This is a genomic window from Bacillus cereus group sp. MYBK216-1, assembly GCF_051916495.1.
GTDB classification, from domain to species: domain Bacteria; phylum Bacillota; class Bacilli; order Bacillales; family Bacillaceae_G; genus Bacillus_A; species Bacillus_A thuringiensis_K.
In genome coordinates this window covers 170,864-196,148 of record NZ_JBQAGT010000001.1, presented here as the reverse complement: position 1 = coordinate 196,148, position 25,285 = coordinate 170,864, and the positions used below count along the sequence as shown (strand labels likewise).

The following is a 25,285-nucleotide window of genomic DNA, read 5'->3' as shown; positions in this document are numbered from 1 at the left end:
AAGTAAGGAAAAGATCAATCCCTCCATTATGAGAGTAAACACTTCTATTCCATAATATAGATTTCGGATTTCCATATCTTATTTAGTAAGAAATCCTCTGATTTTCCTTTACATAATTTTTATCTCTATAAAATTAAAACAGCTTTTTATTATATCACAACTTTTCATTTAACGGTTTCTCAGCAAACTAATTAATATAGAATACGAAAGGGGATTAATATGGTTACATACGCTACACTAGATGAACTAATGTTAAAAGCAAAAAAAGCTGAAGGACAAAAATTTAGTGAAATTGATTCAACCAATAAACTTACAACAGCAAATTCTAAAGGTGAACTTGGTCAGTTAGTCAAAGAAGGATTTTTTGGTTATGAAAGCACCTCAGATGCGGATATTAACTTTACAAACCTTGGAGTTAAACTAAAAGTAACACCTTTTAAGCAAAATAAAAATGGTTCTTTATCTGCTAAAGAACGCTTAGTTTTAAATATCATTAACTACATGGAGGAAGTTAATACATCTTTTGAAGCGTCTAGCTTCTGGGAAAAGAACAAAAAATTATTACTTATGTTTTACGAATGGAAAGCAGATTTAAATCGTCAAGACTTCCATATCGCAAAGAGTGTTCTATTTTCATATCCTGAAGCTGACTTAGAAATAATAAAGCAAGATTGGGAAACAATCGTATCTAAGATTCGTTCTGGAAAAGCACATGAGTTATCTGAAGGCGATACAAATTATTTGGGAGCTTGTACAAAAGGAGCAAATAAAAATTCAATCCGTCCACAACCATTTTCCGAAATACAAGCAATGCAACGAGCGTTTTCATTAAAGCCATCTTATATGACTACATTAGTTCGTAGATATATCAAAAATGAAGAGTTAATAAGCTTCACAACAGCAAACGACTTAAAAGGAAAATCATTAGAGGAATTTCTTCATTCAAAATTCGAACCTTATATAGGTTTGACAGATAAAGAGATTGCTCATTCACTAGAAATAGATTCTAAACCTACTGCAAAAAATTTCATTCCATCACTGGTAAGCTCTTTACTAGGTATTAAAAACACACGTCTTACTAATATTGAAGAATTCGCTAAAGCAAATATAGAATTTAAAACAGTTCGCCTAGAACCAAACGGAAAACCTGAACAAAGCATGTCATTTGAAACGATTGATTTTCATCAATGGACAAATGAATCATGGGAAGAGAGCGAAATTCGAGAACGCTTCTACCAAACCAAATTCTTATTTGTAATTTTTGAATTTAAACAAACAAAAAAAGAAAACCCAAACCGCGAGCTCTACTTTAAAGGCATTAAACTTTGGAACATGCCTGTCCCTACAATAGAAAAAGAGATACGTGAACTTTGGGAAGAAGTAAACACGGTGGTAAATGAAGGTATTCAACTTGAATATAAAACACGTGGTGATAAAACCGTTGAAGTAAATAACCTACCAAAAATGAATTTCAACGGCGTTGCACATATTCGACCAAAAGCTCGTAATGGGGCTGACAAGGTCACTTTACCTGATGGACAGCAGATTACAAAGCAGTGTTATTGGTTGAATAATTCTTATATTGCTTCTGTTGTTACCAATAACATTAACGAATAATTTACCTTAATCTATAATCTCTATACCATAAAAACACCTTCTTATTACATGCTTAGTACATGTAATAAGAAGGTGTTTTGTTATTTATATAACACTCTTATTGTAGGCATGCTATCTCCCATCATCTCAAACCAATTCCTCCTATCAACTCACCATACCCTAAATTACTCTCCTCCAAAAACCCCCTACTCTCCCCACTCCCCTTATAAAAACTCTCCCAACCCCGCTCCCTCAAAATCCCCTTCCAACTATCACTCTCAACCATCTTCTTAATCACACCATCCCAATAAGCAACCTCTTCCTCTGTCATATCTTTCGGGCCCATAATCCCTTTCCAGTGCTGGAAGATGACGTTGATTCCTTGTTCTTTCCATGTTGGGATTTCTGGTAGTCGGTCTAGGCGTTTTGGTGCGGATACGGCTAGTATTTTTATTTTGCCGGCTTTGTATTGTTTTTCGGCTTCGGATAGGGTCATGGTTGCGGCGCTGATTTGTTTGTTCGTTAGGGCGTTTATGATTTTTTCTTTGTTTTCGTAGACGAAGAATTGTAGTTCGGCTGGGTTTATGCCGAATGCTTTGCTTACTTGTACGAAGGATAGGTGATCGTCGTTTCCTAGGCCAGGGGCAACACCGATTTTGAATTTTTTCTTATCTTGTTTTAGTTGTTCCATTAGTTGTTTTGCGTTTTCTATGTTTGATTCCTTTGATACGACAACGACTTCCCAATCTGATGCTAGTAGCGCGAGCGGGGTGAAGTCTTTATATGTTAGTTTACTGTGGCCTAGTAGGTTGTTCGTTATGAGTAAGCATGAGTTAATCGCCAGTACGTGACCGCCTTTTTGTTTCGTATATTTCCATCCGACATCACCGCTACCACCTACTTTGTTTGTGACTGTGATGGGTTTTGTGAAGATTTTTTCTTCTGTGAGCGTTTTTTGCATCGCTCGTGCTGTTAAGTCCCATCCTGCTCCTTGAACGTTTGGTGCAACAATCTCCACTTCTTCTATGTTCACTTTATTCGTGTGCGTTTTTTCTACAGAACAACCAGCTATTACTCCTGTCATGATCCATATACATAGTAATAATCGCTTTTTCATAGTCCTCGTCCTATGCGATATTTCCGTTCTGGTCGTCCGATGATGCCGTATGTGTATTCTACTGTGCATTCGCCGGTCGCTACTAAGTATTCTAAATATCTTCTTGCGGTTGTTCTGGAGGCACCCATTTGTTCTCCCATTTCTTCTATTGTAATGCCCTCTTCGAATCCTTTTATAATGCCTTTCACTTTTTGCAGTGTTAATGGATCCACACCTGTCGGTAAGTTTTTTATGTCTTGTGTTTGCGAAAGGCCAAAGAAGTTATCGATAAGTGCTTGATTCACTTCATTGTTACTATGTAATAGTTGCTTCTTTCTTTTATAGTCTTCAATTGTGCGGACAAATTTTTCTAACGTGACCGGTTTTATAAGGTAGTTGCTTACGCCGTTTCGAATTGCTTTTTCTAACATATGGTTTTCATTCGCCGCTGTAACCATAATGACGTCAACACTTGGAAAATTTGCATGAATTTTTGGCAATAAGTCTGTTCCGATTCCGTCTGGTAAGTAATTATCTAATAGAAGTAAATCGATTTCTTCCCTTTGTAGTAGTTCCATCGTTTCTTTCGCGTTCAATGCTTTTCCAATCACTTTTACGTCCTTTATTTTTGATAAAAACTCCTCTTGAATTTGCGCGACGCGGAAATCATCTTCTGCAATTGCAACCTTCAACATATGCCCATCCCCCTGTTTGTCATGTACTTTCTTTCAATGTTTTCGGAAGGTAAATTGTAAAAATTGCTCCCCCATTTTTCTCGTTTTGAATTTCAATTGTTCCCCCTAGCAGATCTACCATTTCTTTCACGTTTGCTAGTCCGTAACCACGATCATTTCCTTTCGTTGAAAATCCCTTTTGAAAAATGGTCGTAATTTTTTCTTCTGGTATCCCTATCCCGCTATCTATCACTTCAAACACAATGTCATGTCCAATATCCGTAACAAAGAAGGAAACATTCTTCTCCTCTTGCCCACTCACCGCATCAAACGCATTGTCGATTATGTTTCCAAGAATCGTAATAAGGTGCGAAACTTTTATATGGTCTGGTAACGGATGAAGCGTACTCTCTCCTTCAATATGAAAATCGATTTTCTTCTCAGATGCCGTTCCGATTTTTCCTAATAAAACAGCTTGTACTTTCGCATCATGAATTTGATGGAATAAAATATGGTTTTGGCTTTGATGAATATTAGATTCTTGCTGGATAAATTCAATCGCTTCTCTGTAGTGCCCTAACTGAAGTAATCCTGATAAGACGAAAAGTTTATTTGTAAATTCATGCGTTTGAGCACGTAAGTCCTCTGAATACTTTCTTACCTCAGATATTGTATTCACTAAATTTTGCAGCTCCGTTTTATCTCTAAAGCTACATACAACGCCTACCGTACTATTATTTTCGAGTATCGGCGTCATGTTTAAAATAAACACTTTATCTTGAAACGCGATTTCTTGATCGTTTTCTAGCACTCTTTCCATATTAAATTCTGGTAAAACTTTTGAAATGTGCTGCTGCATATAATCATCATTTACATGTAGCATCTCTTCTGCCGACGTATTCATCATCGTAATAAAACCATTTTGATCAATGGCGATAATTCCTTCTTTTATAGATAGTAGTATCGCACTTCGTTCCCGGTATAACGCTGCGATTTCATTCGGCTCTAAACCCAGTGTATCTTTCCGAATGCTACGCGCTAAAAGAATTCCACCAACAATGCCGGCTATTAATACCGCTAAGGAGAAGAGGATAATTTCTTTCGTTCTACTCAATATGTTAGATTCAATGCCTTTTATTAAAAACTCTACTGTCACAACGCCTACTACTTGATCGTAATCTCCGTTATGAACAATAATAGGTGCTTTCGCCATTAAAGCTGGACCGCTTGTACCATTTCCTTCGAGCGTATAATAACCACCAAAAGTGAGTGCTTCATAGTTATACGGGTTGTTACTCTTTGTTCCAATCAACTCAGAATTAGAATGGGAATACATAACCCCATAGCGATCTTCCACAATTACATAATCCACACCAGCTTGCTCACGAACTTGTTCCGCAATGGATTGAATCGTATTTTTATGCTCGTTATTTTGAAAAGCATCTTTTATAGCTGGCATAAAAGAAAGCGACTTGGCTGTTTGTAGTGCTAGCTGCTCCACTTGGCGCTTCGTATCAACGGACTGAATGTAAACAAACATTCCCGCTAATAGGAGAACGACAAATAAAATTAACGCGATAATTAAGCTTACTATTTTCGTTTGTAATGACACTTTTCGTGATTTCTTCATACTTCATATCCTTTGATAAAATATTCAAAACTATCAATCTCCTTTTTCTATTATTATGACAAAACGAATAAGGAAGCAACTATTAAAACTCTCCATGTACATAAAGTACGAAAAGAATAAAATTGTCATAATATTGAGATTTCATTCTATAGATAGTACAATCCAACTATAATGAACACGCTTTCATAATTATCGTTTTATTTATAAGCAAGAGGAGGAACGATTATGGCTCAAGTAAAATCTAATCGAGTCGCCGGCAATATTTTCAAAGGTTCTGTCGGCAATTTAATTGAATGGTACGACTGGTACGTTTACTCTGCTTTCGCTGTTTACTTTTCAGCAGAGTTCTTTCCTAAAGGCGATCCAACGAGTCAGTTACTGAACACAGCGGCTATTTTCGCAGTTGGATTTTTAATGCGCCCTATCGGAAGTTTATTAATGGGACGCTATGCAGATCGGCACGGACGCCGGGCAGCATTAACACTTTCGATTACGGTTATGGCCGGTGGTTCTTTCATTATCGCCTGTACACCTAGTTACGAAAGTATCGGTATTATGGCACCAATTATTTTAGTTCTTGCCCGTTTACTACAAGGATTATCACTTGGCGGAGAGTACGGAACTTCTGCCACATATTTATCTGAAATGGCTAGTAGTGGTCGCCGCGGCTTTTATTCAAGTTTCCAATATGTAACGCTCGTTGCTGGGCAAATGGTTGCGTTAGGCGTTCAAATTGTTCTTCAGCAATTACTAAGCGAACCAGATATGAAAGCTTGGGGCTGGCGCATTCCATTCATTATTGGAGCGATGGGTGCAGTAGCTGTATTATGGCTTCGTCGCACGATGGATGAATCAGAGCAGTTTTCAAACATAAAATCGCAAAAACGCGAAAGCGCAGGAACCGTTCGCGCTCTTATGAAACATCCAAAAGCAGTATTAACAGTAGTCGGCCTAACATTAGGAGGCACTGTCGCATTCTATACGTACACAACATATTTACAAAAGTTCATGGTAAACACAGTCGGTCTCCCGAAAGAAGTTGTAAGCTGGATTAACTTTGTCGCACTACTTATTTTCGTCGTACTTCAACCAATTGCGGGGCTATTATCCGATAAAATTGGACGCCGCCCACTATTAATGGCATTCGGTATTCTCGGAACATTACTAACAGCGCCGATCTTCTTCTTCATGGAAAAAACGACAGAACCAATCGTAGCATTTTTACTTATGATGGTCGGCCTCATTATCGTTACTGGCTACACTTCCATTAACGCAATTGTAAAAGCCGAACTCTTCCCAACTGAAATTCGCGCACTTGGTGTAGGTTTACCATATGCATTAACCGTTGCGATATTCGGCGGAACAGCTGAGTTCATCGCATTATGGCTAAAGAGTATCGGAATGGAATCACTATTCTACTTCTACGTAGCTGGATGTATCGCGATCAGCTTTATTACGTATTGGCGTATGGATGAGTCATCGAAGACTTCGCAGATTGAGGCGGAGCTTGGTGGTGGGGATAGTTTAGTTAATAATAAATCTAGTTAAAATTATGTATTCTATGTTCTTCGTTTACCTGAACTCGATTTGCTTTATCTAAAAAAGCATAATTCATTAAGATATAATTTAAAAACCTCTACTTATATGTAGGGGTTTTTGTATGACGAAAAAACACGTATTATCGACAATTGCAAAAAGCCGGAGATTTTGCCAATGTAGAATCCAATGGTACTCACACCATGCGAAAAACCTTCGGCTATTGGTTCTATAAACAAACAAAAGATGTTGCTATGTTACAAGAAATTCTTAACCATAGCACACCACACATCACTATGGAATATTTTAGAATTAATAAAGAAGAAAAAGATAATATTCTTGATACATTTCAAATTTAATTCACTTAAAATTACTATTTCAATCATCATAAAAAAGACCTTTTATTTTAAAATAAAAGGTCTTTTTTATACACATATATGTATTAAGATTTATATTTTTTTACTGTACAAGGAATAGTTACAATGTACAAATCTATAGCATAGATTGTAACCCAGATACCTTTACCTTCAGCTTCTAACTTTTTATCTAGTTGAGACAAATGCTCTGAAACTTTTCTTTTTCCCCATCTTCTAGGAAACCATTGAAAAACCTTAGGAACATTATATTTTTTATTATACCAAGTATTCAATCTCCAAAAAATGAAAAAAACCAAAACAATAATTATGATATGAAAAATATCAGAATATGAAATTCCTAAAACCATATTATATTTTCTCCATTTTCACTAAAACTCAGATAATTTACTTCTTAATTCTAATTCATCCTCTGTTTCGAAACCCTTAAATAATAAATGAATTATTTGATTATGATTAAAAAACACATTATATTCTTTTGATAAATTACCATGAGGATATGGACAAGAAACATAATCGCATAATTTATTATCAGCTTGTTGTTGCTTTCTTCCATAAATCATAAGAGGTTGATTAATTTCTTCTATAAGAGCTACAGAACCAATTGGTAATAATTAGCCTCCGATCGGAAAATAAGAGACGAACAAAGACAATCTACTCAGCTCCCTTAAGGTTTTAATAGTTTAATATTTGATTTTCAAGTTTGCCTTCACAAATTCCTGTTAACACTAATAATAAGAAGAACAGGCCGTAAAACGGGCGATCAATTTGATCATATAGGTCATACGCTTCGCTAAGTAGAACATCCGAATCATGTGGTTGTTCACCCTGTAACAATTACTAACAGCGCGTAGAAAACATTTGGATAAATAAGAGGCAAATAAATGATTAAAAAGTTGTAACCCCTACTATAAGAAATACTATTATTACCAAAGGAAGAATGATAATCATAAAGGATATTATTATTGTTAATAATGCTTTCCATGCTGAAAATTGGTGTGCTTCCCCTAAACATTTTAAGGAAATAATGATTGTCCAAATTCCAATAACTATATCAATTATGGCAAAAATAAGAAACAAAATCGTTAAAGTTATGCTACTATCCATTTCCGGTGTCTCACTCGTAAAGTTTTCTATCCCAAACAAGAAAAATGAAGGCACCCAAACTAATATAAGAGAATAAACGTAAGGGATATAAGAATAGGCAACTGAGTAACGTGTTTTTTCAAAGGTACCTTGTCCACCAAGTTTTTTTGCCACCCAATTAAATAACGCTGGTAGCAAAAAATAATAAATTAAGAAAGCAACGAAGGTACCGAATATAACCATTGAGATTATTGAAACTGGACTACTTATTGAATCCGCCATATTTTTAGAAGATGCTCGATCTAAAGTCTGTACGAATGAGCCTAGTAAAATGAGTAAAAACACATTCTTAGGTTTGGATATAAAAATTTCTTTCATTGTATCACGTGGTTTTGTCCAAATGGAGAACCAAGGATTAAGTGCACGCTTAAATTGATTTTCTGGAGTTTTCATATAAAAAAACATTCCCCTTTCTTAAAAGATATTAAATACAATTTCCTAATCATTCCAGTTATGTACATAGAAATATTAAAGCATAAATAGACAGTTATTTAAATATAAATATTCAATCATTTAATTTCATCTGAAACTTAGGAGGAGTGCTTCTTAGCAATTACCTCTATATTGTCTTGCATTTTTAACTATGGGCTGAGTAGTTACTTTCATTTTTGAGTACCTCACATTCTTTAATGCATTGGATAAACAGTTATAATCTTACCATTAATAAGAACAAACCTAATTTCCATTCCTTCAGATGTTTTACCAGAATATAACCTTCCACCTATACATCTTTTATTGCTATAAGCCTCGTGAATGGCTTCCATAAGAAGAATGCGATTATATACTTGAAATGCAACAAATTCTCTTTAAAAGCCTATACGTATTTTCCCTCCATCTTCTATATGCTTCCGTAAATAATAATACTTATGGAGTTCTATAATCATATAAAACAAACCAAACGAAAACACTGTGCATGCACACATAAATACAATCGCACCCATCTGTTGTGTTGCAATGCTAAGAATTATATTAGCAATTAACTGCACCAATCCCGCTGCAATAGCTGCTACTTTTACACCACCAGTTCCTTTCGATGATTTTGATTTTTTTCTTGGTTCCTGAAGTTTTTCAATATGATTTTTATAAAAATGATACAAAGCAAAACTATACAAACCAAATGAAAGAATACAATAGATAGGAGTTTGTAATTGTAACACTTCATAAGCATATTTTTGAGTTATAACTAATAATCCGACTGAACATATGGTGCCATATACTCCTCGAAATAGAGTGTATTGTAACTGTCGTTTCCGAGGATTGATAGCAATCCATATCGCCCACAAATTTAAAAAAACAACTGGAGGAGTTACTATATATACATAGAGTAATCGAAAAGGATTCGCAAACGCAGGCAAAAGAACAAACACATCCGCCCCCAAAAGGACAAGACCAATTACGTGGACTCTTATTTCATTTACAGGATAAAGAGCCATATAATGTGCAAAAGCTTTCTTATTAAAATCTAGACTTTTTTTCATGTTAATTAAACCACCCCGCTACTGTTCCAATCAGTAAAAGTTTCATAACTATTCATTCTCTCCCCCTAAATTTATCCATAATATTATGAGCAACTATATTCCATAGTAAAGAAAGTACGGTAACAAAAAGTACAGCTAAAGAAAAATAAATCCTATCCTTCCATGTATCATGTACAATCATGCCTAGTATAATCATTATTAACGCACCAACACATATAACTATTTTTGAAAATTTTCGCATTCTATTATCTCGCTTCCTTCTCAAACTTAAATGAAACTCCTGCGGAATCTATAACCATACCCACCTATTACAATCTCACCTTTGGAACTTATATCATAATCACCTAATACAGGTATATAATTAGGTATCTTAATTTTAGTAATTTCCGCTTCATATGTTTGCAACACTATCAACGTTTCAAATGTCCTTTATACATTCCTTATTTAACCCCAAAACATTAAAATATGAATATTATAAAAATTAACTATCTACTTCCCATCAAAATTACGGTAATCCTATTAAGCCTGGGGTTACTCCTTCTACCTTCGCCCATTCAAACGAGCACTCAACTAACATTTGATTCTTACACTTAATTCTTAATAAACCTTCTTCTATCGTATTTATTTCAAAATAATCAATTATATTTTCTGTCCCTAAACCTTTTATTGTTAAATTATGAATAGTAAAGAAAGATATCTCTACATAAATTACATCCCACTTATCCCATCTTTTTGGCTTGTTTTCAACATTTTCCTTTGTCATCAATTGAATAACTAAAGTAGGACCATCTCTTTTAAGACGCACATCTAATAACTCTGATTCTTCAAACTTTGGTATTTTCCCAAAAATACTAATTAACGCTTGTGGATTTAAAAATTTAAATTGATCAATCATTTTTATACTCCCTATTTATTATTTCTCTTCTCAAAATAATAATAATCCTCCATACGATCTACCTGTCCTGTTCGTGTATTGTATTCATTTCTTACATTATGATGCGGTGACTGATCTCCAATTCCACCTTCTCCAAACTTATGACCCTCTGAATGATCTTGAATTATAATTTTTTGACCTTTTACTTCATATGTTAATTCTCGAGTTATAATAGGCTGTTTATTATCATTTAATATCCTTTTACCATTACTATCTGTTAATGGTACCATTTTTTGACTAATCGGGTGTTGAAATCTAGGTATATTTAATTGTCTTTTAATTTCTTTTAAACTAGCTCCCCTAGATTCATGAGAATTTTCCCCCTCAATCTTCTTAACTTTGGGTTAATATTAAAAAGACTTATGCGTAATTCACATAAGTCTTACTTTTGTTACTCATAATTAATTATTCGTCCTCGTCTTCAAACTCATATAAGCTATCAAGTAATTCTGCAAAAGATGAGCAAACAGGATAGATGGATTCTTCCATTTCTTCTTCCTCATGGTCCCAAAATACGACTGTTGGTGACTGAGGATTATTTCGGTAATCAAAGCATAGAAGGTTACCAAACGGGTCTCTAGCAAAAGGATATACTTTATCTACCAATCTATCTTTTATACTATTATATGTTTGCAGCATAGAAATTTTTCTCTCAGAGTCTAAGGTTAAAAGGTTATTAAGTGAATCTTCATCCTGATTAGGAATATTGAATGTATCTGGAGTAGGATAGCCACCATCATATTTCTTTACACACTCAATAAAATCATTAGGAAATTTAATACCAAAGTACTCTTCTAATTGTTCAATTTGTTCATCTGTAACTTTTTTCTCACTTACATTAATCCATGTAATGTTGTTCATAATTATAAACCGCCCTATCTTTTCCTCAAATTTTATATCCACCTGTATGACCAGTATCGTGATGTATCTGATAATCTACAAGTTGTATTCGACCAGGTTCTTGATTATGAAAGATTTAAAATTAATTCTGCTAAACTATCACAGATTACTTCGAAGCTTCCGCTTTCATAAGCTTCTAATTTTACTTGTCCATTTTCATTATCTACAACTACCAAGAGACCATTAAATTCCATACCAATAGGAATATTATTCAGTTGATTATCATGTGCGCCTTGGTACCCTTGTAAAGATACATAAAAATCATGCAGTTCAATTCCTGGTATAACAGAATTTAATTCAAAATCATAACCTAAATAATTACCTCCTAAGTCTAAAAACCAATAAGAATTATAATATTCTTTAATTGAATTATATAATTGTATCCCCAAATCTTTTTCTATATTAGAAAAATCATGAATTATATTTTTTTCTAACGGTTTCCAGAATACGTATCCCTCTATATCTGGTTCTCCTTCATAGATAAAAGCCTCTGCTTCTTCTATCCATAAAGATTTTGGCAATGAATTATTACAATCTTGCCACTCTCTAATTATTTTATCAAAACAATTTTTCATTTCATTTTTCATTTTTTTTATTTACCGCCTAATGTATGATGTTCAATAAATTTCTGAAGCATTTCTACATATCCTGCATCTTTTCCCCCATGCTCCAATCAATTTTTCTGCGTTATGAATCCCTCCAAAACCAGGATGTAGTGGCAGCGGAACACCAACAGCTTGACCACCACCAATATGGTGATGGACTAATTTAGTTCCACGTAATCCAGTAAAATCATATTGTAGAAATTCCCCTCTAAATCCTTAATGATTTAGAGGGGAATTTCTTTATCACATAAGTAATATCATTTCTTATTAAATTTACTGTGTATCAGTTCAAAGAATTTATTTGTACCAAGTGAAATTGCGCCAATAATAAGAACACCAATAATAAAATAAATCTTTTTAAATAAGTTGTAAGGAGATAAAATAGCAACTACAAGAAGTATTATAATTGCAACGAATGTGACTAATTTCCCAACTTTAAATGCTTGCATATCAGCTTTCCTCCTTCTGGATAAAAACAGCCAATATAGTCATACATCACAGGTTCTTTAACCATAAGTTTTTGTTTCCTTCCATAAATCACAATACTTAAAATTCAATAAACCTCTTTAAAAGGTTTCATGTGTTCTACCCCCATCTTCTATATGCTTCCTTAAATAATAGTACCTATGGAGTTCCATAATGAAATGAAACAACATAAACGAAAGCATGGAGTATACACACACTAATACAATTGCTACCATCTTTTGTGTTGCAAAACCAAGACAGATATTAGCAATGAGTTGACCCAATCCTACAAAAGCCAATACTCCGAAACCAGAGTTTTTTTTCGATGATTTTGATTTTTTGATTGATTCCTGAAGTTTTTTAATATGATTTTTATAATAATAATACAAAGCAAAAATATACAAACCAACCGAAAAAATAAAATAGATAGGAGTTTGTAATCCTAACATTCCATATGCAAACTTTTGGGTTATAACTAACAATCCTGCTGAACATACGATGCCAAATACCCCACGAAATAGAGTGTATTGTAATTGCCGCTTCCTAGGATTTATAACAATCCATATTGCCCATACATTTAAAAAAGCAACTGGTGGAACTATTATGTACATATATATCGGTTGAACAGGATTCGCAAAAGCAGGTAAAAGCACAAATATATCTGCTATCCCAATCACAAGAGTAATTATAGTCGATCTTATATCATTTACAGCATAAAGAGCCATATAATATTCAAAAGCTTTTTTATTAAAATCTGTATTTTTTTTCATGTTAATTAAACCACCCCGCTACTGTTGACCAAGTTTTTTTCGCACCCGTTTTCACCATCACCATCTAAATTAACCCCCCATTTTACACCTTCTGTGGAATATTATTCCCTTCTTGAAAAGAAGATCAACCCATTAATAAGATCTAGACTTATCAAAAATTTCAAAAAGCCGGAGATTTTGCTGGTATGTCCAAGTTTAGTAGATTACTTGCAAGAACTTCGCACCAAAACCACCTTAAATCAGTATGCCACAATTATCATAAAACAAGTTAAATACCAACGTAATCAAAAGTTATTCGAAGCATCTAGAGCAGCATATGAAATTGGCAGAAAGGAAGATATTTAGATAGGAAGAATTTTTTTCATAAAAAAGACATGCTAAATTATAGCATGTCATCTTTTAAAGATTTCTACCAAGACGTTTAAAGTATTCTTACTAAAAGGATATTTATAAACAAAAGCTTTATTTACATTTCTAATAACTTTTCACGTAAAACTAATTCTTCATCTGTCATGTATCCTTTATGCATTTCTTCTTTGATTTTATCGTAGTTAAAACACAACACATTCTCATTACCTATAAATCCAATAGGGTAAAGAACACCTACATAATCAAATTCACGTTTATCTTCTGAAATAGCCATTCTTCCAATAATCATAACGCTTTGTTCCATATCTTCTAGCTTAACTACTGTTCCAATTGGTAATAGTTTCATTGATACTTTTGCCTCCTAAATATTGAATAAATTCCGAGAATTATAAATCTACTATTTTTTCTTATTGTCTATACGTTTATAGATATACTCTACTGTAAAGTATGCAATAACATTGCAAATTAGCAGCAAACCTATAAGTAAAATTTTATCTTCTAACCGTATAGTAGAAGAAGCCCCAATTAACAACATAAACATAATACATACAGTAAAAGTGAGAATTCTATTTATTGTACGCATATCTTAATTACTCCAGTCTTATATTAATCCCGTTTTTTTGTAAATTTATCATAAAATTTCTCTTGCGCCCACCGTCCAAATTTTAAAAAACATATTAAACCTGCTCCCAAAAGAATGAGAACGATAGTTCCTAACAACTTTTCCCACCAATTGTTGGATGGAGTAATCATTAACCCTATAATAGATACGGATATTACGACATAAACTAAAATATATAATGGTTTATACGATGGTGTTTTCATATCATTTTTTCTCCTCAGATTTTTCAAATTTAAAACTACTTCCCACAGTAAACCCCTCTAAAACAGGAACTGTTATACCAGTTTCTTTTCCAACGCTACCTTTCAAACCTATTGCGCCCAATCCCAAATCACCTTTAATTTTCAGATCTGTATCTCCAATAATTGGCAACCAATCTGGAAAATGTAGCATACTTACTTCTACTTCATACTTAAGTGTAGAAGCTTCCGATGCTGCTTTTAAGGAGTAATCGTCAATACCTGCTACAACTTCTCCTGAAAAAATTTTTTGAGTAACTGTAACCTCTCTATCTTTTAATTGTATAATACCTAAAGGTGTCATGAAAGGAATTGTGGATTTAAATTTATATGAGTTATCTAAAATACCTGCTTCCCCTTTTAAACCAATAACTTTACTAGCAAATACATCTTCTTTTAAACTCTTCCAATCATAGGGTATATTCACATCCAATTGCCCAGCTATAGCCTTTGTTGAAAGCTCATCAATATATCGTTCCTTAGTAAGCTTATCACCATTAGAGAAGCTGCTCTTTTTTCCCATTATAGACCCTTCAGCCTCAAATCCAATTCGCTTTCCTTCTTTACCCTTTACTGATCCCTCCATGAACTTAGCATCTTCGTCTCGTGACTTTTTCTTATCTGCTTCAAGAGTTTTCTTTTCTGTAATTTTCTTTTCTGTAATTTTCTGAATAGGCGCTATCCAATCCATATTCAACCCTTGCGTACTAAATGTACCACTTGCAGGACTAAAGCCTTTTCCACTTTGAACTTCCGCCAAACCTGTCGCAATGCTAACAGCTAGTTGGAGAGCAGTATCATAATTACTACTAGAAGTATAATTAAATTCATATAGATGTTCTAGTTTTTCTTGCAGTTTTTGCCTCATCACAGTAAAAAGATTTACCATAGCTTCCATACCTGGGATTGGCATAGCTTGACTGATGGCTTCCATACTTGCTTTCATTCGGTCAATTTCTCGAATTTGTTCTAATATTTCTTGTTCAATTACATCTGTGGAAGCGACTTGTGATTGAAATTGACTTGGAAAAGCATCGTTCTGGCGAATTAACTCTTCACACAGATAAATGATTCCTTGCGCTAAAGGACGAAAGGTTTGTACAAAAAATGATTTTGCACTGCTATAAGTTTGGCCTTGTAGAACAGTATCAATTGCAAAGGCATCAATTGACTGAATGACTTGTTCCATACCTTGAATAGTAGCGTTACATACAGCATTCATGCTTTGAGTTTGGCCTTGTACTTCTCCTAAATACATATTTAAGCTCATGCATTGACCTCCCTCGCTAATTGTTGTTGTTGTTGATAGGAAAGGTCGTTTTCTAAATCACTAAGGTTTCGTCTTTCTTTAAGCAACGTTTCTTTTTGGTTTTCCAATTCAAATGTGACTTTTCGTTCAATATGTTGTGCCTCTTGATATGTATTCATAAAAAACTGAGACATTTCTCTATCACCATGCCAAGTTCCTAAAATTCGATCAAACAAACGATGGTTTCGACCTCTCCATTCATAAAAAGCTGCTTCCGCTTGCTCCTGAATGTGAATCGCGGATTGATTTCGGTCTTGTTCTTCAAATACACTTCTTAACTTTTGATTTACTTGATTGATTTGTTTTTCAATATCTTGACTCATTATATTCCTCCTGCCATTTTACCTTTACGTAGGTTGTCACATTAGCGAAAAGTGTTGTGAAGTTCGTTATCCATTCTCTCAAACTCTTGGGCTACTGAATGAATATTATCAACCGCTTGTTGAAAGGCAGCGGAAAATTGTTTCGTCAAGTCTAACATTTGTTGATTCGCTTCTTGTGCTTTGAAATTAACAGATAATGTTGTACGCGTCGCCTTTGTTATAGAACGATTTGTTGCACTTTGGATTATATTCGAGGCTGTTCTCATCTGCGTAGCAATTTGTTGTGCCGTTTGAAAATTACTTTGAAATTGTCCCATCACTCAAATCCTTTCTCTAATTTTCAGAACATGCCAAAGAAATCCCAATAAATATATGAAAACTCCCTATCAATATCACTCTTTTTAAACGTGTGTCCAGCTAAGTTGGGCATGCAATCAAATGAGCCATACAATATAAGCTGTATGGCTCATTTAAAATGCTTGTTATATAGAGTATGACAATTTTTATTTCAAACCGAAATTACGTGATAATTCTTCATCATGAGAAGCAACAGCCTCTGCAGTTTTATTAAGCTGCATATTAATTTCTTGTAATAGCTGTGCAAAGTTTTGTACCTTTGGCTTTAATTGATTGAACTGTTGGTCAAAACCTTCAAAAGCACGTCCTTCCCATTCTCCTCTTAATTCATTTTGCAAGTTTTGTAGTTGACTTAAAATGTCCTCAATTTGATTTGCACCTTGTCCATATCGAGTCGCTTTCGATTTAAGCTCCTCTGGTGACATACGAATTTGTCCAGCCATTTTCATTTCCCCTTTAATACATAATGAGCAAAATATTTATTGGTTAATTTTACTAAACATATTATAATCTATTATTCTGAACTTTTAAACGTTTTATCTTTCTATTGAATATTAGAATATGAATATTCAATTCTAATCGTTAAATATCCTACTTTTTCTAGCTTTACAAGATTTCATGCAAAAAAGACCACCAAAAGGCAGCCCCTCAAAACTCAATCCCATCCCACGCTCCACTACTTTCTCATACAAATAATTCGCAACGATAATATCTACTACAGCCAAACCAACTGATTTGAAAATAGTAATCTCTTCATCATTTTCGCGTCCGTTTTTCCCCCACTTAAGATTTGTCCAAGTTTGGCGTGGAGATTGCTAGTTTTATCGGAATTTGAAGATCATCTGTTTCTAGATTATATTCAATTAAGCAATCCTACAAATACCTCTTCTTCCTCCTCTATAAAACCTACAAATATAATTTCTTCGATATCCTTATGATTAAATACAAATGTATAATCAGGGTTAATATATCCTTCTGAATAAAAACAGCCAATATAGTCATACATCACAAGTTCTTTAATCCCAAGTTTTTGTTTTCTTCCATAGTTATTTATGTGAATTCAGCTCGTTCTTTTGTTTTGGGTGAAAAAATTTTTTAACTTGATAGCAATGTGGTGCTGCACCTATTAGGCAAATTCGACAAAGAAAAGATACCCAAAGGTGCCTTCCTCCCACTTGAACCATCTTAATTTTATTGTGTTTTTATTATATAAGAAAAGAAGACATCACTTAAGATGTCTTCTTTTCTTGTACACTTGGTGTTAAGAAGGTATTTATTGCTTAAAAACCATAAAAAAAATATAACAATCATCGAGTAAACCTATTATAGCATCAATAAATAGAGTTTTTATATGCATTTTTACATATATATAGATTTATTTATGTTTTATCTATATAGTTAAATTGTCTGTTTCTTGTTTTAATTCGTTTGTTTATTTTGAGTGCTCCAGCAATGGAGCCTTTTTTTATGCAATAAAACATTTTCTTAGCATTACTTAGTTGATCTATATTAACTTTACCCTCTTAAATTATATCTATATTTTACCAAACAATTATGTAGATAACCAGTTTTTTCTAATAATCTAGTGGATTGATAATTTTAATGGTAGTTATTAATACTTACAGGAAAATTCAGTATGCAATGGAAACTGAGAAATCAAGAATTATAAAAAACTTATAGTATCTTTTGTAAAAGTATATTTATAATTTTTATATTAATATGTTATAATTTAATTTCTAAAACTACCAAAAAAGGACTGCCAGTAATGGTGGTCTTTTTTATATTGGTGAGATTGTACTAGTATAATAAAATAGGATTAACTGTTTATTGTGAGTTTGATTGGTTATCCCTTCTTTCCATTTGGAAGGAAAGGGGGTAATATACCTATGGAGTTTTTGTTTGAGCTTCTAAAAGAATTTGTGAAAGCCATTGTACGTGAAGTGTCTGCGTATGTTTTTAGGAAACAAATTTTAGAAAAAGATAACAAAAAACCCACCCTTTTGCTTCCTCGTCGCCGTCGGAAGCAAAAGGGTGGGTTTCGTAAAAAATAAATGATCACGTTATATCCCTAATTGATTGTAAATTGATTTGAATACGTGAATTCACCACGATATTTAATTGCAGCGACATAAGTACCGCTTGTATAGCTATCTGTGATAGGGGTTTGCCAAATTTCTGTTCCAGGAATAAATTCTGGTTCTATTGTTTGGAATCGTTCTAGGGTACCATTTGTGTGGATTTTAAAAATTTTCATTTGCGCACCAAAATGTTCTCTACCAAAGTGCTGTGTTAAGTAAAATGTATCACCAGTTATTAAATTCCCAATCTTCCAATCTGGTTGATATGTACTTTCCTCTGAATTTTGTAAATCCACAATGGTTTTAAATCCCCAATCATCATTAAGTGGATCTGAGTAAGCTGCAGCTGCTTGTGAGGTAGGTTTGCTCATTTCTATTGCAGTAAAACCGCTAAAAGTTAACGCCCCAATCAATGCTAATTTTCCTAACTTCATTATTGTTTCCCCCCTATTAATTTTTAAAACCAGAAATCATACACACATAATAATATAATCTACTGTATTATATTTCAAATATTTTCTATAAAAATACATAAATAAAAAAGACACCCAAAAGGTGCCTTCCTCCGACTTAAAAACCTTAATTTTTAAGCATGTTTTGAATGTATTCTTTTGTTGTATATTTAGAGGATATTGGGAGATTTGATGTGAATTAAGGGGGTTGAAGAAAGGAAAGGAAAGCAAACTAATAATAAAAAGTTTACTTTCCAAATAAGAAAAAAGTCCTACATAAAAGGACTTTTTTGTATGCATATAGATTAAAATAATAATAGCAATTCTTTATTTTTTATTTCTTTTCACAACTATTAATTAAATCATATTATTTAGAAAGTATCTCATTTCGAATTTGATTGAGATGTTTATTTAATGTTTCTTTTATCGCATTACCTGTTTTACTTTCAAAACTTTTGTATAATGAAATCCTTTATATAGAAAAAATAAAAAATTTATTAAATTGTTTTCTATCAAACTTATTCTTATTGCTTAGGTTATTTGAATTTAAAATAGCATATTCATTGAGTCATTACTACTATTATTTTATATCTTCTTTTTTTGCTTCTTTTTGTTTGCTTAAGAACTTTTTAATCAAATCCACTCCCGAAAAAATAATAGTTGATGCTACAATAAATCCACCAGCAACTAGGGTACTATTAGAACTTGATCTTATTGAAAATATAGTTGTTCCAAGAACAATTAATATTCCAAAAATAAAAAGGGCTAAGCTAAAATACTCCCATCGTTCAATTCTTTTCAAATTAGTATCTCTTTTCAATGCTAAAAAAAGACAAATATACAATTTATAGATTAATAACAGACAGAAAACCAATAATATTATATACACAAAGATTTTCGAGATTAAGTTTTCTAACTTAAATAAAACTATTATTTCTTCTAAGTAATTTATTCCAAGCGCTATAACCTTACTAAAATAAATTGCTCCAATAGCCATAATTAAGAAAAAGCTTATCAATAGTAACAATTTACGTTTAGCATTTTTTTTGGATTTAAAATCCATAATTAGTTGATTGACCCACATCAAGGATTCCTTAAAATACTCTTTTAAAAATACGAACCTTTCTTTCCCCTGATTAGAATAATTATTTATCTCTTTTTCATATTCAGGTAACTGATGAAGCATTTCAAAAAGTTTTTTTAAATAGGTAATAACTTGTACAAAAGCAGCAATAAAAAAAAGAGTCAATAGATATCCTGCCATACTGGTGTTACCTTGGCTTGCATTATTTAATATATTAGTTTTAGATGTCTTATATCCTAGAAAAATATTAAACATAATGAATACAGGTGAGACTAGCAGCTCATTGATATCTCTATCACTTTTTTTTACAGGAAAAGAATAAACACCAGCTACTGATAGTCCAACAGATAAAATTAAAGCGTATATATAGGAATGTTCAGCAGGAACATTATATTGAACAAAAAAGTGCAAAAGTATAAGATACAGACTACTTATTGATAGCCATACAGCTATATACAATTTTACTATGTAAAACATTAAACGTTTAAATGAATGAAATTTATTTTTCAAAGAAAAGATTAATCGCATGAGAATCATTGGAACATTCAATGTTTTCGACGACAGATTCACAAAAAGCATAAGGCTATTCAAAATCATAAATATTATAAAAAATACAAACCAATTATTATATAAATTTTGGGTAAATAGAGATGCTACTACTGCTACAGAAAGGGATCCAATAGCAGAAAAAAATGTACTATATATACCATTGTAAAATTGCATAATGAATAATTCACGAATTCCTATTTGTTCTTTATTATAAGTATTAATCTTACTAGCAATTACCGCCGTGAATTCTAAAAATAGACACCAAATATTCCGTAATACGTCTTTTTTTCCTATTTCATCACTCTTCTTTCTATATAAAATCCTGCCGAATTATAAGGAAAAACATTTATGTCTTTTCGAAATTATGCACTTCATAAGAACAATTATATACCAAAAATACGATATATCCATGTGAGATTATTGCATTTTTTGTTAGGCTTCTAAAGTGTTAGGAAATTCTTTATCACCTTATATTTAACATAATATTCAAAGATCAATGTATATAACTATAAATATTTTTTATGAATGATAAATAGTTAGGAGAAGTGAGAAGCTGGAGTTTGAATTCCTTAAGAAGAAATACCAAGAAAAAGTTTTAAAAAGAAAAAGAGCTTGTACTGATGATTGAACTAATTATTATGTAGAATCTCTTTGTTCTTTATAAGGGGATAGTTCTCAATTGCTGATGGGAATGGGGAGGTGTTAATCAGAGAGTTTAAATTAATCCCTTTTGTTTGAATTGAAAATAAAATTGTTAAACAAATGTTGAGAAATACCAAATTTAAATTTCCATTATATTCTATTCTTGCTATTATTTAATGTAAGACTATTCAGAAAAGGAAGGGATTATATGCGTGTTCCAGTGAAGGGGAATGAACAGATTTCAAAATTATTTAATGACTGGTATCAAGCTATACTACAACATCAAAATGTACAAGCAACAAACTTAAAACAAGAAGTTGAAGATAAGCTTTCCAGTATAAAAGAAGATAAAAATTTATTATTATACTATTCATTATTAGACTTTAGATATAAAGTACTAACCGATGGACTTAACATTACAAAAGATAGCTTTAATGAAATTAACTCCTTTGATATACCTGATAGTAGTTTTTTATCCTATTATTATCACTTCTTCAAAGCTATTCACAGCACAATTCTTGCAGACTATAATGAAGCAAAAGAATATTTTGAGAAGGCGAAAAAACTTTTAATGTACGCAATGAATGAAGTAGAAGAAGCTGAATTTAATTACCGTTTAGCTTCATTTTATTATCAAATCTATAAACCGCTTTTAGCTATTGATTACATACGAATAGCTAAAGATATTTTCTCTAAACACACAGACTATAAAATTAATGTAGCATTATGTGACAATGTTTTTGGATTAGCTTGTATAGATTTAAGGCAATTTGAACAAGCCGAAGAAAGTTTTAACACTGCCATAGATATTCTAAAAAGTAAAAATGAAAGAACATTGTTACTACGTGTTAGAAATAACATCGGACTATTATATGCAAATCAAAATCTTTCCTCTTTAGCAATTCGTCACTTATCAGAGGTTACAGAAAATATGCCAAATCACTTTAAAGCCCTATATTTACAAGCAGATGAAAATTTAAAATTAGGCGAAACGGAAGTAGCATCCCAACTCATCGAAAAAGGCTTAAACATTTGCAATGAATTAGCAAATAAAGAATATCAATATCGCTTTAAAATTTTAGAAAAATTGAACAACACGTCTAACACTACAGAATTAGAAGCTGTTTTATTAGCAGGAGTTTCATACTTTAAAAAAGAAGAGTTATGGGATTGCATTGAAGAATATGCAGAACGATTAGCGAATAAATTTTATGCAGAGGAACATCATGTGAAGGCTAGTAAATATTTTTATATGAGTAATGAAGCAAAGAAAAAACTATTAGCTAAAGGGGCGTTAAAGTAATGAAAAAGTTTGGATTAGCAATAGCAGGTTTAACGTTAGCTGGAATTATGACTTTTGGTATAAGTAACAACTTAGAATTTTCGGCATTAAACAAAGGTGACACACCTGCACCACAAAGACCTGATTTAGCATTTAGTGATGGGCATATTGGTACTTCTCCAGAATATACACATGGAGAAGGGTGGTCTTCATCTTACACACACGGGGAGCCTTGGGGTATAGCTGATGGTAATACTGGTGCACCTGCTTACGACCACGGAAGACCACCTGCGCCAAAAGCTTAATTGTTTCATAAAAAAGTCATACTACTTGTATGGCTTTTTCTTCATTTTAGTTACTTAAGCCCTACATTTTTATCTGATTTGCTTTTGCTGGTGTAGAAGAAGGAAAAGATATAGAAGCATAAAGTGAAACTTTAATCAGCCCTCACCAATTGGGCTTTTACGGGCAGCCCGCCCCCCACCTAATTTCTTTGCTTTCGCTGAATTTTGAGATGGGGATCTTACTGCCCGTTAATGCGGGATAAAAGAAAACCGCCTAAAATGATATGTACTTGAATAGTAGTACATAAAAAAATACAAATAACAATAAATTAAATATCGTTACAACAAAAAGGAGATGTCCCAAGCATGGTACTGGGACATCTCCTTTACTTATCTAAATTTCTAAATTCTACAAAGCACTATCAATTAAACAATTATTAAATATATCTTCTCTCTAAAACATCGTATTATCATTAGCTGCTTCACTTGGAATCTCTTGAATTACATCCCAGTGTTCGACAATCTTTCCATCCTTGATACGAAATATATCCACTATAGCAACTCCCTTATCTTGAGAATTAGTACGAGAGTGTACATGAAGAGCAACTGTATCCCCTTCAGCTACTACACGTTTAATCTCTGCAGAGGAATTAGGATTTTTAACAAAATCCTCCTTAAAGAAATCCATGAAGGCTTTTCGTCCATCAGCAACAAAAGGATTATGTTGCTTATAATCTTCGCTAACATATTTAGGGATAATATCGATATTATGTTTGTTAAAAACTTCATTATAGAAATCAACTACCATCTTTTTATTCTTTTCATTTTCGTTTACTTCTTTTGATACAGAAGCGACATTTTCACTCTTTATTGAGTTCCCTTTGTTATTACCGGTGGAAGCTTGATATACCAAAGTCGAAACTACTCCTAAAATAAATACAGAAATAATTGTTATGATTAAACTTTTCTCTAATTTCATATATACCTACCTCTTCTACTTAAATAAGTTTTCTTCTATAAAAAGCTTGAAGAAGGAGAAACCTTCCCCAAAATGTAATGTCAGGGGTAATGTTAGAAACGATTAACTCTAACTTAATACCTCATTAACAGTTGCACTGTCCACAATTTGAATAAACTTCTTAACCTTATCGTTCTCATCAAACTTATAAAGATGACAAAAATCTGCTACAAATGACTTCCCTGTAGCTTTATATGTTCCACTATATTTTCCATACACGATAACAGTATCGTTATTAAAAGTATAAATTTCATCTTTAGCACTATAGTCATCCCATTCCGTGCCAAGACGTTCATGTACGTTTTTCACTACTTCATCTGGACCTATATAAGTACCTGCATATGGAAACCCAGCAGCTTCTGTCCAAGATACATTTTCACTTAAATACGTTTTGAACGCATCCAATTTCCCTTCGCCAGTTAACACATACGTTTCATGTAATAGTTTTTGATATTTATTCATATCATTAACCCCAAGGCATTTCTTTTGTTACAACTTTTGCACTTAATTCTAATACACCTTTATTTGCATAGCCTGGATATGCTGCTTCAAGTTTTGCCACAAAATCTTTTGAAGTTCCACTTTCCTCAGAAGCTTGAACCGCCGTTCTTAGATAATCCATTGTCGCAGTAAGTGCTTGATTATTTAGGGATTTTTCGATTGATCCATGGCTAGGCACAATTATGTCAGCATGTAATGCTTGTAATACTTTCAAGTTCTCAATCCATGCCTCCATAGCCGCTTTTGAGCTAGTATCCGCTAAGAATACATGTATTTCGTTAAATACATCAATACCACCAATTAATACTTTTAGTTCTTTATTAAATAGGCTAGTTCTGTAATGATCTAAGCCTACTAGTTCAAATGTTAACCCCTGAAAACCAATCGCTTTTTCTTTAAATACTTGAGGTAATACCACGTTACTTGGCGCATTTTCTCCAAGGGCGTCTTTCCAAACTTTTAATTTTCCTAAGACAGAATGAACGATATGTTCAACAGTAGACTCTGTTGCATACGCTATAGCTTCTGGGTAAACGGCTTTAATGCTCTCTAATCCAAAGTAGTAGTCTGGATCCCCATGAATAATAAAGATTTTATCTAGAGATAAGTTGTTTTTTTTCAGATACTCAATAATTTCTTTCGAATCAGATTGAGTAAATTTTGAGTTTATTAAAAATGCATGTCCTGCTTTCTCAACTAATGTTGCTGTGACCATAAAGCTTTTTTCGTCCGAACTAAACACCGTTAATTTCACATCTTTTTGATTTGTATCGATTGTTTTAAACATAGTATGTTATTCTCCTTTTGTTAAAGTTATGAACTAATTATCATATTTTTATCTTGTTCCGATAAAGTGAAACTTTAATCAGTGGGGGGTTTGTTCATCCCCCACTGATTATTAGTTGAACCAATCGGACTTTTACGGACAGTTGATCCCCCACCTAACTTCTTTGCTTCCACTGAATTTTGAGG

32 protein-coding genes and 5 pseudogenes are annotated in these 25,285 nt (G+C 32.9%); 6 read left to right on the top strand and 31 right to left on the bottom strand.

The genetic code is table 11. The features are described 5' to 3' along the window. Positions 1-219: 219 nt before the first annotated feature. The gene (locus tag ACTFRH_RS01100; protein ID WP_000259327.1) at positions 220-1,617 is read left to right on the top strand and encodes a Sau3AI family type II restriction endonuclease; all 1,398 of its coding nucleotides are present in this window, start codon (positions 220-222) and stop codon (positions 1,615-1,617) included. A gap of 121 nt (positions 1,618-1,738) precedes the next feature. On the opposite strand, the gene ACTFRH_RS01095 is transcribed toward ACTFRH_RS01100, so the two are convergent. From ACTFRH_RS01095 to ACTFRH_RS01085, 3 genes are read right to left on the bottom strand one after another with little or no spacing between them, the layout of a single operon-like run. Beyond that, entirely contained in the window at positions 1,739-2,713 is a 975-nt protein-coding gene (locus ACTFRH_RS01095; protein WP_000746660.1) for a tripartite tricarboxylate transporter substrate binding protein, read from the bottom strand. After that, on the bottom strand, positions 2,710-3,387 hold the full coding sequence (locus ACTFRH_RS01090) for a response regulator (RefSeq protein WP_000921557.1): 678 nt from the start codon (positions 3,385-3,387) through the stop codon (positions 2,710-2,712). Before ACTFRH_RS01090 ends, ACTFRH_RS01095 begins: the two co-directional genes overlap by 4 nt. 19 nt (positions 3,388-3,406) lie before the next feature. Next, a complete protein-coding gene (locus ACTFRH_RS01085) occupies positions 3,407-4,996 on the bottom strand; it encodes an ATP-binding protein (RefSeq protein ID WP_000749646.1) in 1,590 nt (529 codons plus the stop codon). A gap of 225 nt (positions 4,997-5,221) precedes the next feature. Here ACTFRH_RS01085 and ACTFRH_RS01080 point away from each other — a divergent pair, with 225 nt between their 5' ends. Together ACTFRH_RS01080 and ACTFRH_RS01075 are read left to right on the top strand one after the other, a co-directional pair. Further along, positions 5,222-6,544 (top strand): MFS transporter, encoded by a 1,323-nt coding sequence (locus ACTFRH_RS01080; RefSeq protein WP_000079853.1) that lies wholly within the window; start codon positions 5,222-5,224, stop codon positions 6,542-6,544. 131 nt (positions 6,545-6,675) lie between these two features. Then, a pseudogene (locus ACTFRH_RS01075) lies at positions 6,676-6,891 on the top strand (tyrosine-type recombinase/integrase); the annotation flags it as partial. Positions 6,892-6,974: 83 nt separating this feature from the next. Here ACTFRH_RS01075 and ACTFRH_RS01070 read toward each other — a convergent pair. The 23 genes and pseudogenes from ACTFRH_RS01070 to ACTFRH_RS00960 form a co-directional block, all read right to left on the bottom strand. Then, on the bottom strand, positions 6,975-7,256 hold the full coding sequence (locus tag ACTFRH_RS01070; RefSeq protein ID WP_000242737.1) for a hypothetical protein: 282 nt from the start codon (positions 7,254-7,256) through the stop codon (positions 6,975-6,977). 21 nt (positions 7,257-7,277) lie between these two features. After that, the gene (locus ACTFRH_RS01065) at positions 7,278-7,469 is read right to left on the bottom strand and encodes a DUF4176 domain-containing protein (protein WP_000639126.1); all 192 of its coding nucleotides are present in this window, start codon (positions 7,467-7,469) and stop codon (positions 7,278-7,280) included. Positions 7,470-7,581: 112 nt separating this feature from the next. Next, positions 7,582-7,743 carry a hypothetical protein gene (locus tag ACTFRH_RS01060; RefSeq protein ID WP_003300196.1) on the bottom strand — a complete coding sequence of 54 codons (162 nt, stop codon included), beginning with the start codon at positions 7,741-7,743 and terminating at the stop codon, positions 7,582-7,584. Positions 7,744-7,794: 51 nt separating this feature from the next. After that, positions 7,795-8,445, bottom strand: coding sequence for a Yip1 family protein (locus tag ACTFRH_RS01055; protein ID WP_000856487.1), 651 nt, complete (start codon positions 8,443-8,445; stop codon positions 7,795-7,797). A gap of 233 nt (positions 8,446-8,678) precedes the next feature. After that, the gene (locus ACTFRH_RS01050) at positions 8,679-8,816 is read right to left on the bottom strand and encodes an EndoU domain-containing protein (protein ID WP_080545857.1); all 138 of its coding nucleotides are present in this window, start codon (positions 8,814-8,816) and stop codon (positions 8,679-8,681) included. Positions 8,817-8,858: 42 nt separating this feature from the next. Beyond that, entirely contained in the window at positions 8,859-9,530 is a 672-nt protein-coding gene (locus ACTFRH_RS01045) for a hypothetical protein (protein ID WP_440048801.1), read from the bottom strand. Between the two features lie 505 nt (positions 9,531-10,035). Continuing rightward, positions 10,036-10,425 carry an immunity 50 family protein gene (locus ACTFRH_RS01040; RefSeq protein ID WP_000566917.1) on the bottom strand — a complete coding sequence of 130 codons (390 nt, stop codon included), beginning with the start codon at positions 10,423-10,425 and terminating at the stop codon, positions 10,036-10,038. A gap of 11 nt (positions 10,426-10,436) precedes the next feature. Beyond that, positions 10,437-10,694, bottom strand: coding sequence for an HNH/endonuclease VII fold putative polymorphic toxin (locus ACTFRH_RS01035; protein WP_000249009.1), 258 nt, complete (start codon positions 10,692-10,694; stop codon positions 10,437-10,439). A gap of 175 nt (positions 10,695-10,869) precedes the next feature. Beyond that, positions 10,870-11,325, bottom strand: coding sequence for an SMI1/KNR4 family protein (locus ACTFRH_RS01030; protein ID WP_001060032.1), 456 nt, complete (start codon positions 11,323-11,325; stop codon positions 10,870-10,872). Between the two features lie 25 nt (positions 11,326-11,350). After that, a pseudogene (locus ACTFRH_RS01025) lies at positions 11,351-11,434 on the bottom strand (HNH endonuclease); the annotation flags it as partial. Then, positions 11,430-11,951, bottom strand: a complete 522-nt coding sequence (locus tag ACTFRH_RS01020) for a SecY-interacting protein Syd (RefSeq protein WP_000787238.1) — start codon at positions 11,949-11,951, stop codon at positions 11,430-11,432. The gene ACTFRH_RS01020 and the pseudogene ACTFRH_RS01025, both read right to left, overlap by 5 nt. 30 nt (positions 11,952-11,981) lie before the next feature. Then, a pseudogene (locus tag ACTFRH_RS01015) lies at positions 11,982-12,122 on the bottom strand (hypothetical protein); the annotation flags it as partial. 104 nt (positions 12,123-12,226) lie between these two features. After that, entirely contained in the window at positions 12,227-12,418 is a 192-nt protein-coding gene (locus ACTFRH_RS01010; protein WP_001147554.1) for a hypothetical protein, read from the bottom strand. 11 nt (positions 12,419-12,429) lie between these two features. Beyond that, positions 12,430-12,522, bottom strand: a pseudogene (locus ACTFRH_RS01005) (DUF4176 domain-containing protein); the annotation flags it as partial. Between the two features lie 13 nt (positions 12,523-12,535). Further along, positions 12,536-13,204, bottom strand: a complete 669-nt coding sequence (locus ACTFRH_RS01000; protein ID WP_000742389.1) for a hypothetical protein — start codon at positions 13,202-13,204, stop codon at positions 12,536-12,538. Between the two features lie 466 nt (positions 13,205-13,670). Further along, on the bottom strand, positions 13,671-13,919 hold the full coding sequence (locus ACTFRH_RS00995; protein ID WP_000771620.1) for a DUF4176 domain-containing protein: 249 nt from the start codon (positions 13,917-13,919) through the stop codon (positions 13,671-13,673). A gap of 260 nt (positions 13,920-14,179) precedes the next feature. Further along, positions 14,180-14,398 (bottom strand): hypothetical protein, encoded by a 219-nt coding sequence (locus ACTFRH_RS00990; RefSeq protein ID WP_000856866.1) that lies wholly within the window; start codon positions 14,396-14,398, stop codon positions 14,180-14,182. A gap of 1 nt (position 14,399) precedes the next feature. Next, positions 14,400-15,704 carry a T7SS effector LXG polymorphic toxin gene (locus ACTFRH_RS00985; RefSeq protein ID WP_000056055.1) on the bottom strand — a complete coding sequence of 435 codons (1,305 nt, stop codon included), beginning with the start codon at positions 15,702-15,704 and terminating at the stop codon, positions 14,400-14,402. Beyond that, on the bottom strand, positions 15,701-16,066 hold the full coding sequence (locus tag ACTFRH_RS00980; RefSeq protein WP_000076115.1) for a DUF3958 family protein: 366 nt from the start codon (positions 16,064-16,066) through the stop codon (positions 15,701-15,703). The genes ACTFRH_RS00985 and ACTFRH_RS00980 overlap by 4 nt, the downstream gene beginning before the upstream one ends. A gap of 41 nt (positions 16,067-16,107) precedes the next feature. Continuing rightward, complete coding sequence (locus tag ACTFRH_RS00975) at positions 16,108-16,383, bottom strand: TIGR04197 family type VII secretion effector (protein ID WP_000529653.1); 276 nt, start codon at positions 16,381-16,383, stop codon at positions 16,108-16,110. A 186-nt stretch (positions 16,384-16,569) separates the two neighbouring features. Then, a complete protein-coding gene (locus tag ACTFRH_RS00970; RefSeq protein ID WP_000918603.1) occupies positions 16,570-16,866 on the bottom strand; it encodes a WXG100 family type VII secretion target in 297 nt (98 codons plus the stop codon). Positions 16,867-16,998: 132 nt separating this feature from the next. Next, a complete protein-coding gene (locus ACTFRH_RS00965) occupies positions 16,999-17,166 on the bottom strand; it encodes an ornithine cyclodeaminase (RefSeq protein ID WP_332309764.1) in 168 nt (55 codons plus the stop codon). A 116-nt stretch (positions 17,167-17,282) separates the two neighbouring features. Then, positions 17,283-17,468 (bottom strand): annotated as a pseudogene (locus tag ACTFRH_RS00960) (DUF4176 domain-containing protein); the annotation flags it as partial. A gap of 841 nt (positions 17,469-18,309) precedes the next feature. On the opposite strand from ACTFRH_RS00960, the gene ACTFRH_RS00955 reads away from it, so the two are divergent. Next, on the top strand, positions 18,310-18,474 hold the full coding sequence (locus ACTFRH_RS00955; protein ID WP_000394761.1) for a hypothetical protein: 165 nt from the start codon (positions 18,310-18,312) through the stop codon (positions 18,472-18,474). 17 nt (positions 18,475-18,491) lie between these two features. Here the strand turns inward: ACTFRH_RS00955 and ACTFRH_RS00950 are convergent, their stop codons facing one another. Then, entirely contained in the window at positions 18,492-18,935 is a 444-nt protein-coding gene (locus ACTFRH_RS00950; protein ID WP_000765890.1) for a DUF5065 family protein, read from the bottom strand. A gap of 598 nt (positions 18,936-19,533) precedes the next feature. Then, positions 19,534-20,760, bottom strand: a complete 1,227-nt coding sequence (locus ACTFRH_RS00945; RefSeq protein ID WP_001161090.1) for a hypothetical protein — start codon at positions 20,758-20,760, stop codon at positions 19,534-19,536. A 676-nt stretch (positions 20,761-21,436) separates the two neighbouring features. On the opposite strand from ACTFRH_RS00945, the gene ACTFRH_RS00940 reads away from it, so the two are divergent. Together ACTFRH_RS00940 and ACTFRH_RS00935 are read left to right on the top strand one after the other, a co-directional pair. Then, the gene (locus tag ACTFRH_RS00940) at positions 21,437-22,531 is read left to right on the top strand and encodes a RapH N-terminal domain-containing protein (protein WP_001265862.1); all 1,095 of its coding nucleotides are present in this window, start codon (positions 21,437-21,439) and stop codon (positions 22,529-22,531) included. Then, the gene (locus tag ACTFRH_RS00935) at positions 22,531-22,815 is read left to right on the top strand and encodes a hypothetical protein (protein ID WP_000713272.1); all 285 of its coding nucleotides are present in this window, start codon (positions 22,531-22,533) and stop codon (positions 22,813-22,815) included. The genes ACTFRH_RS00940 and ACTFRH_RS00935 overlap by 1 nt, the downstream gene beginning before the upstream one ends. Positions 22,816-23,248: 433 nt before the next feature. Here the strand turns inward: ACTFRH_RS00935 and ACTFRH_RS00930 are convergent, their stop codons facing one another. The 3 genes from ACTFRH_RS00930 to ACTFRH_RS00920 form a co-directional block, all read right to left on the bottom strand. Next, on the bottom strand, positions 23,249-23,773 hold the full coding sequence (locus ACTFRH_RS00930) for a nuclear transport factor 2 family protein (protein WP_000764216.1): 525 nt from the start codon (positions 23,771-23,773) through the stop codon (positions 23,249-23,251). A 108-nt stretch (positions 23,774-23,881) separates the two neighbouring features. Next, positions 23,882-24,274, bottom strand: coding sequence for a nuclear transport factor 2 family protein (locus tag ACTFRH_RS00925; protein WP_001046364.1), 393 nt, complete (start codon positions 24,272-24,274; stop codon positions 23,882-23,884). Positions 24,275-24,278: 4 nt separating this feature from the next. Next, positions 24,279-25,100 carry an MBL fold metallo-hydrolase gene (locus ACTFRH_RS00920; RefSeq protein ID WP_000477258.1) on the bottom strand — a complete coding sequence of 274 codons (822 nt, stop codon included), beginning with the start codon at positions 25,098-25,100 and terminating at the stop codon, positions 24,279-24,281. Between the last annotated feature and the right edge of the window lie 185 nt (positions 25,101-25,285).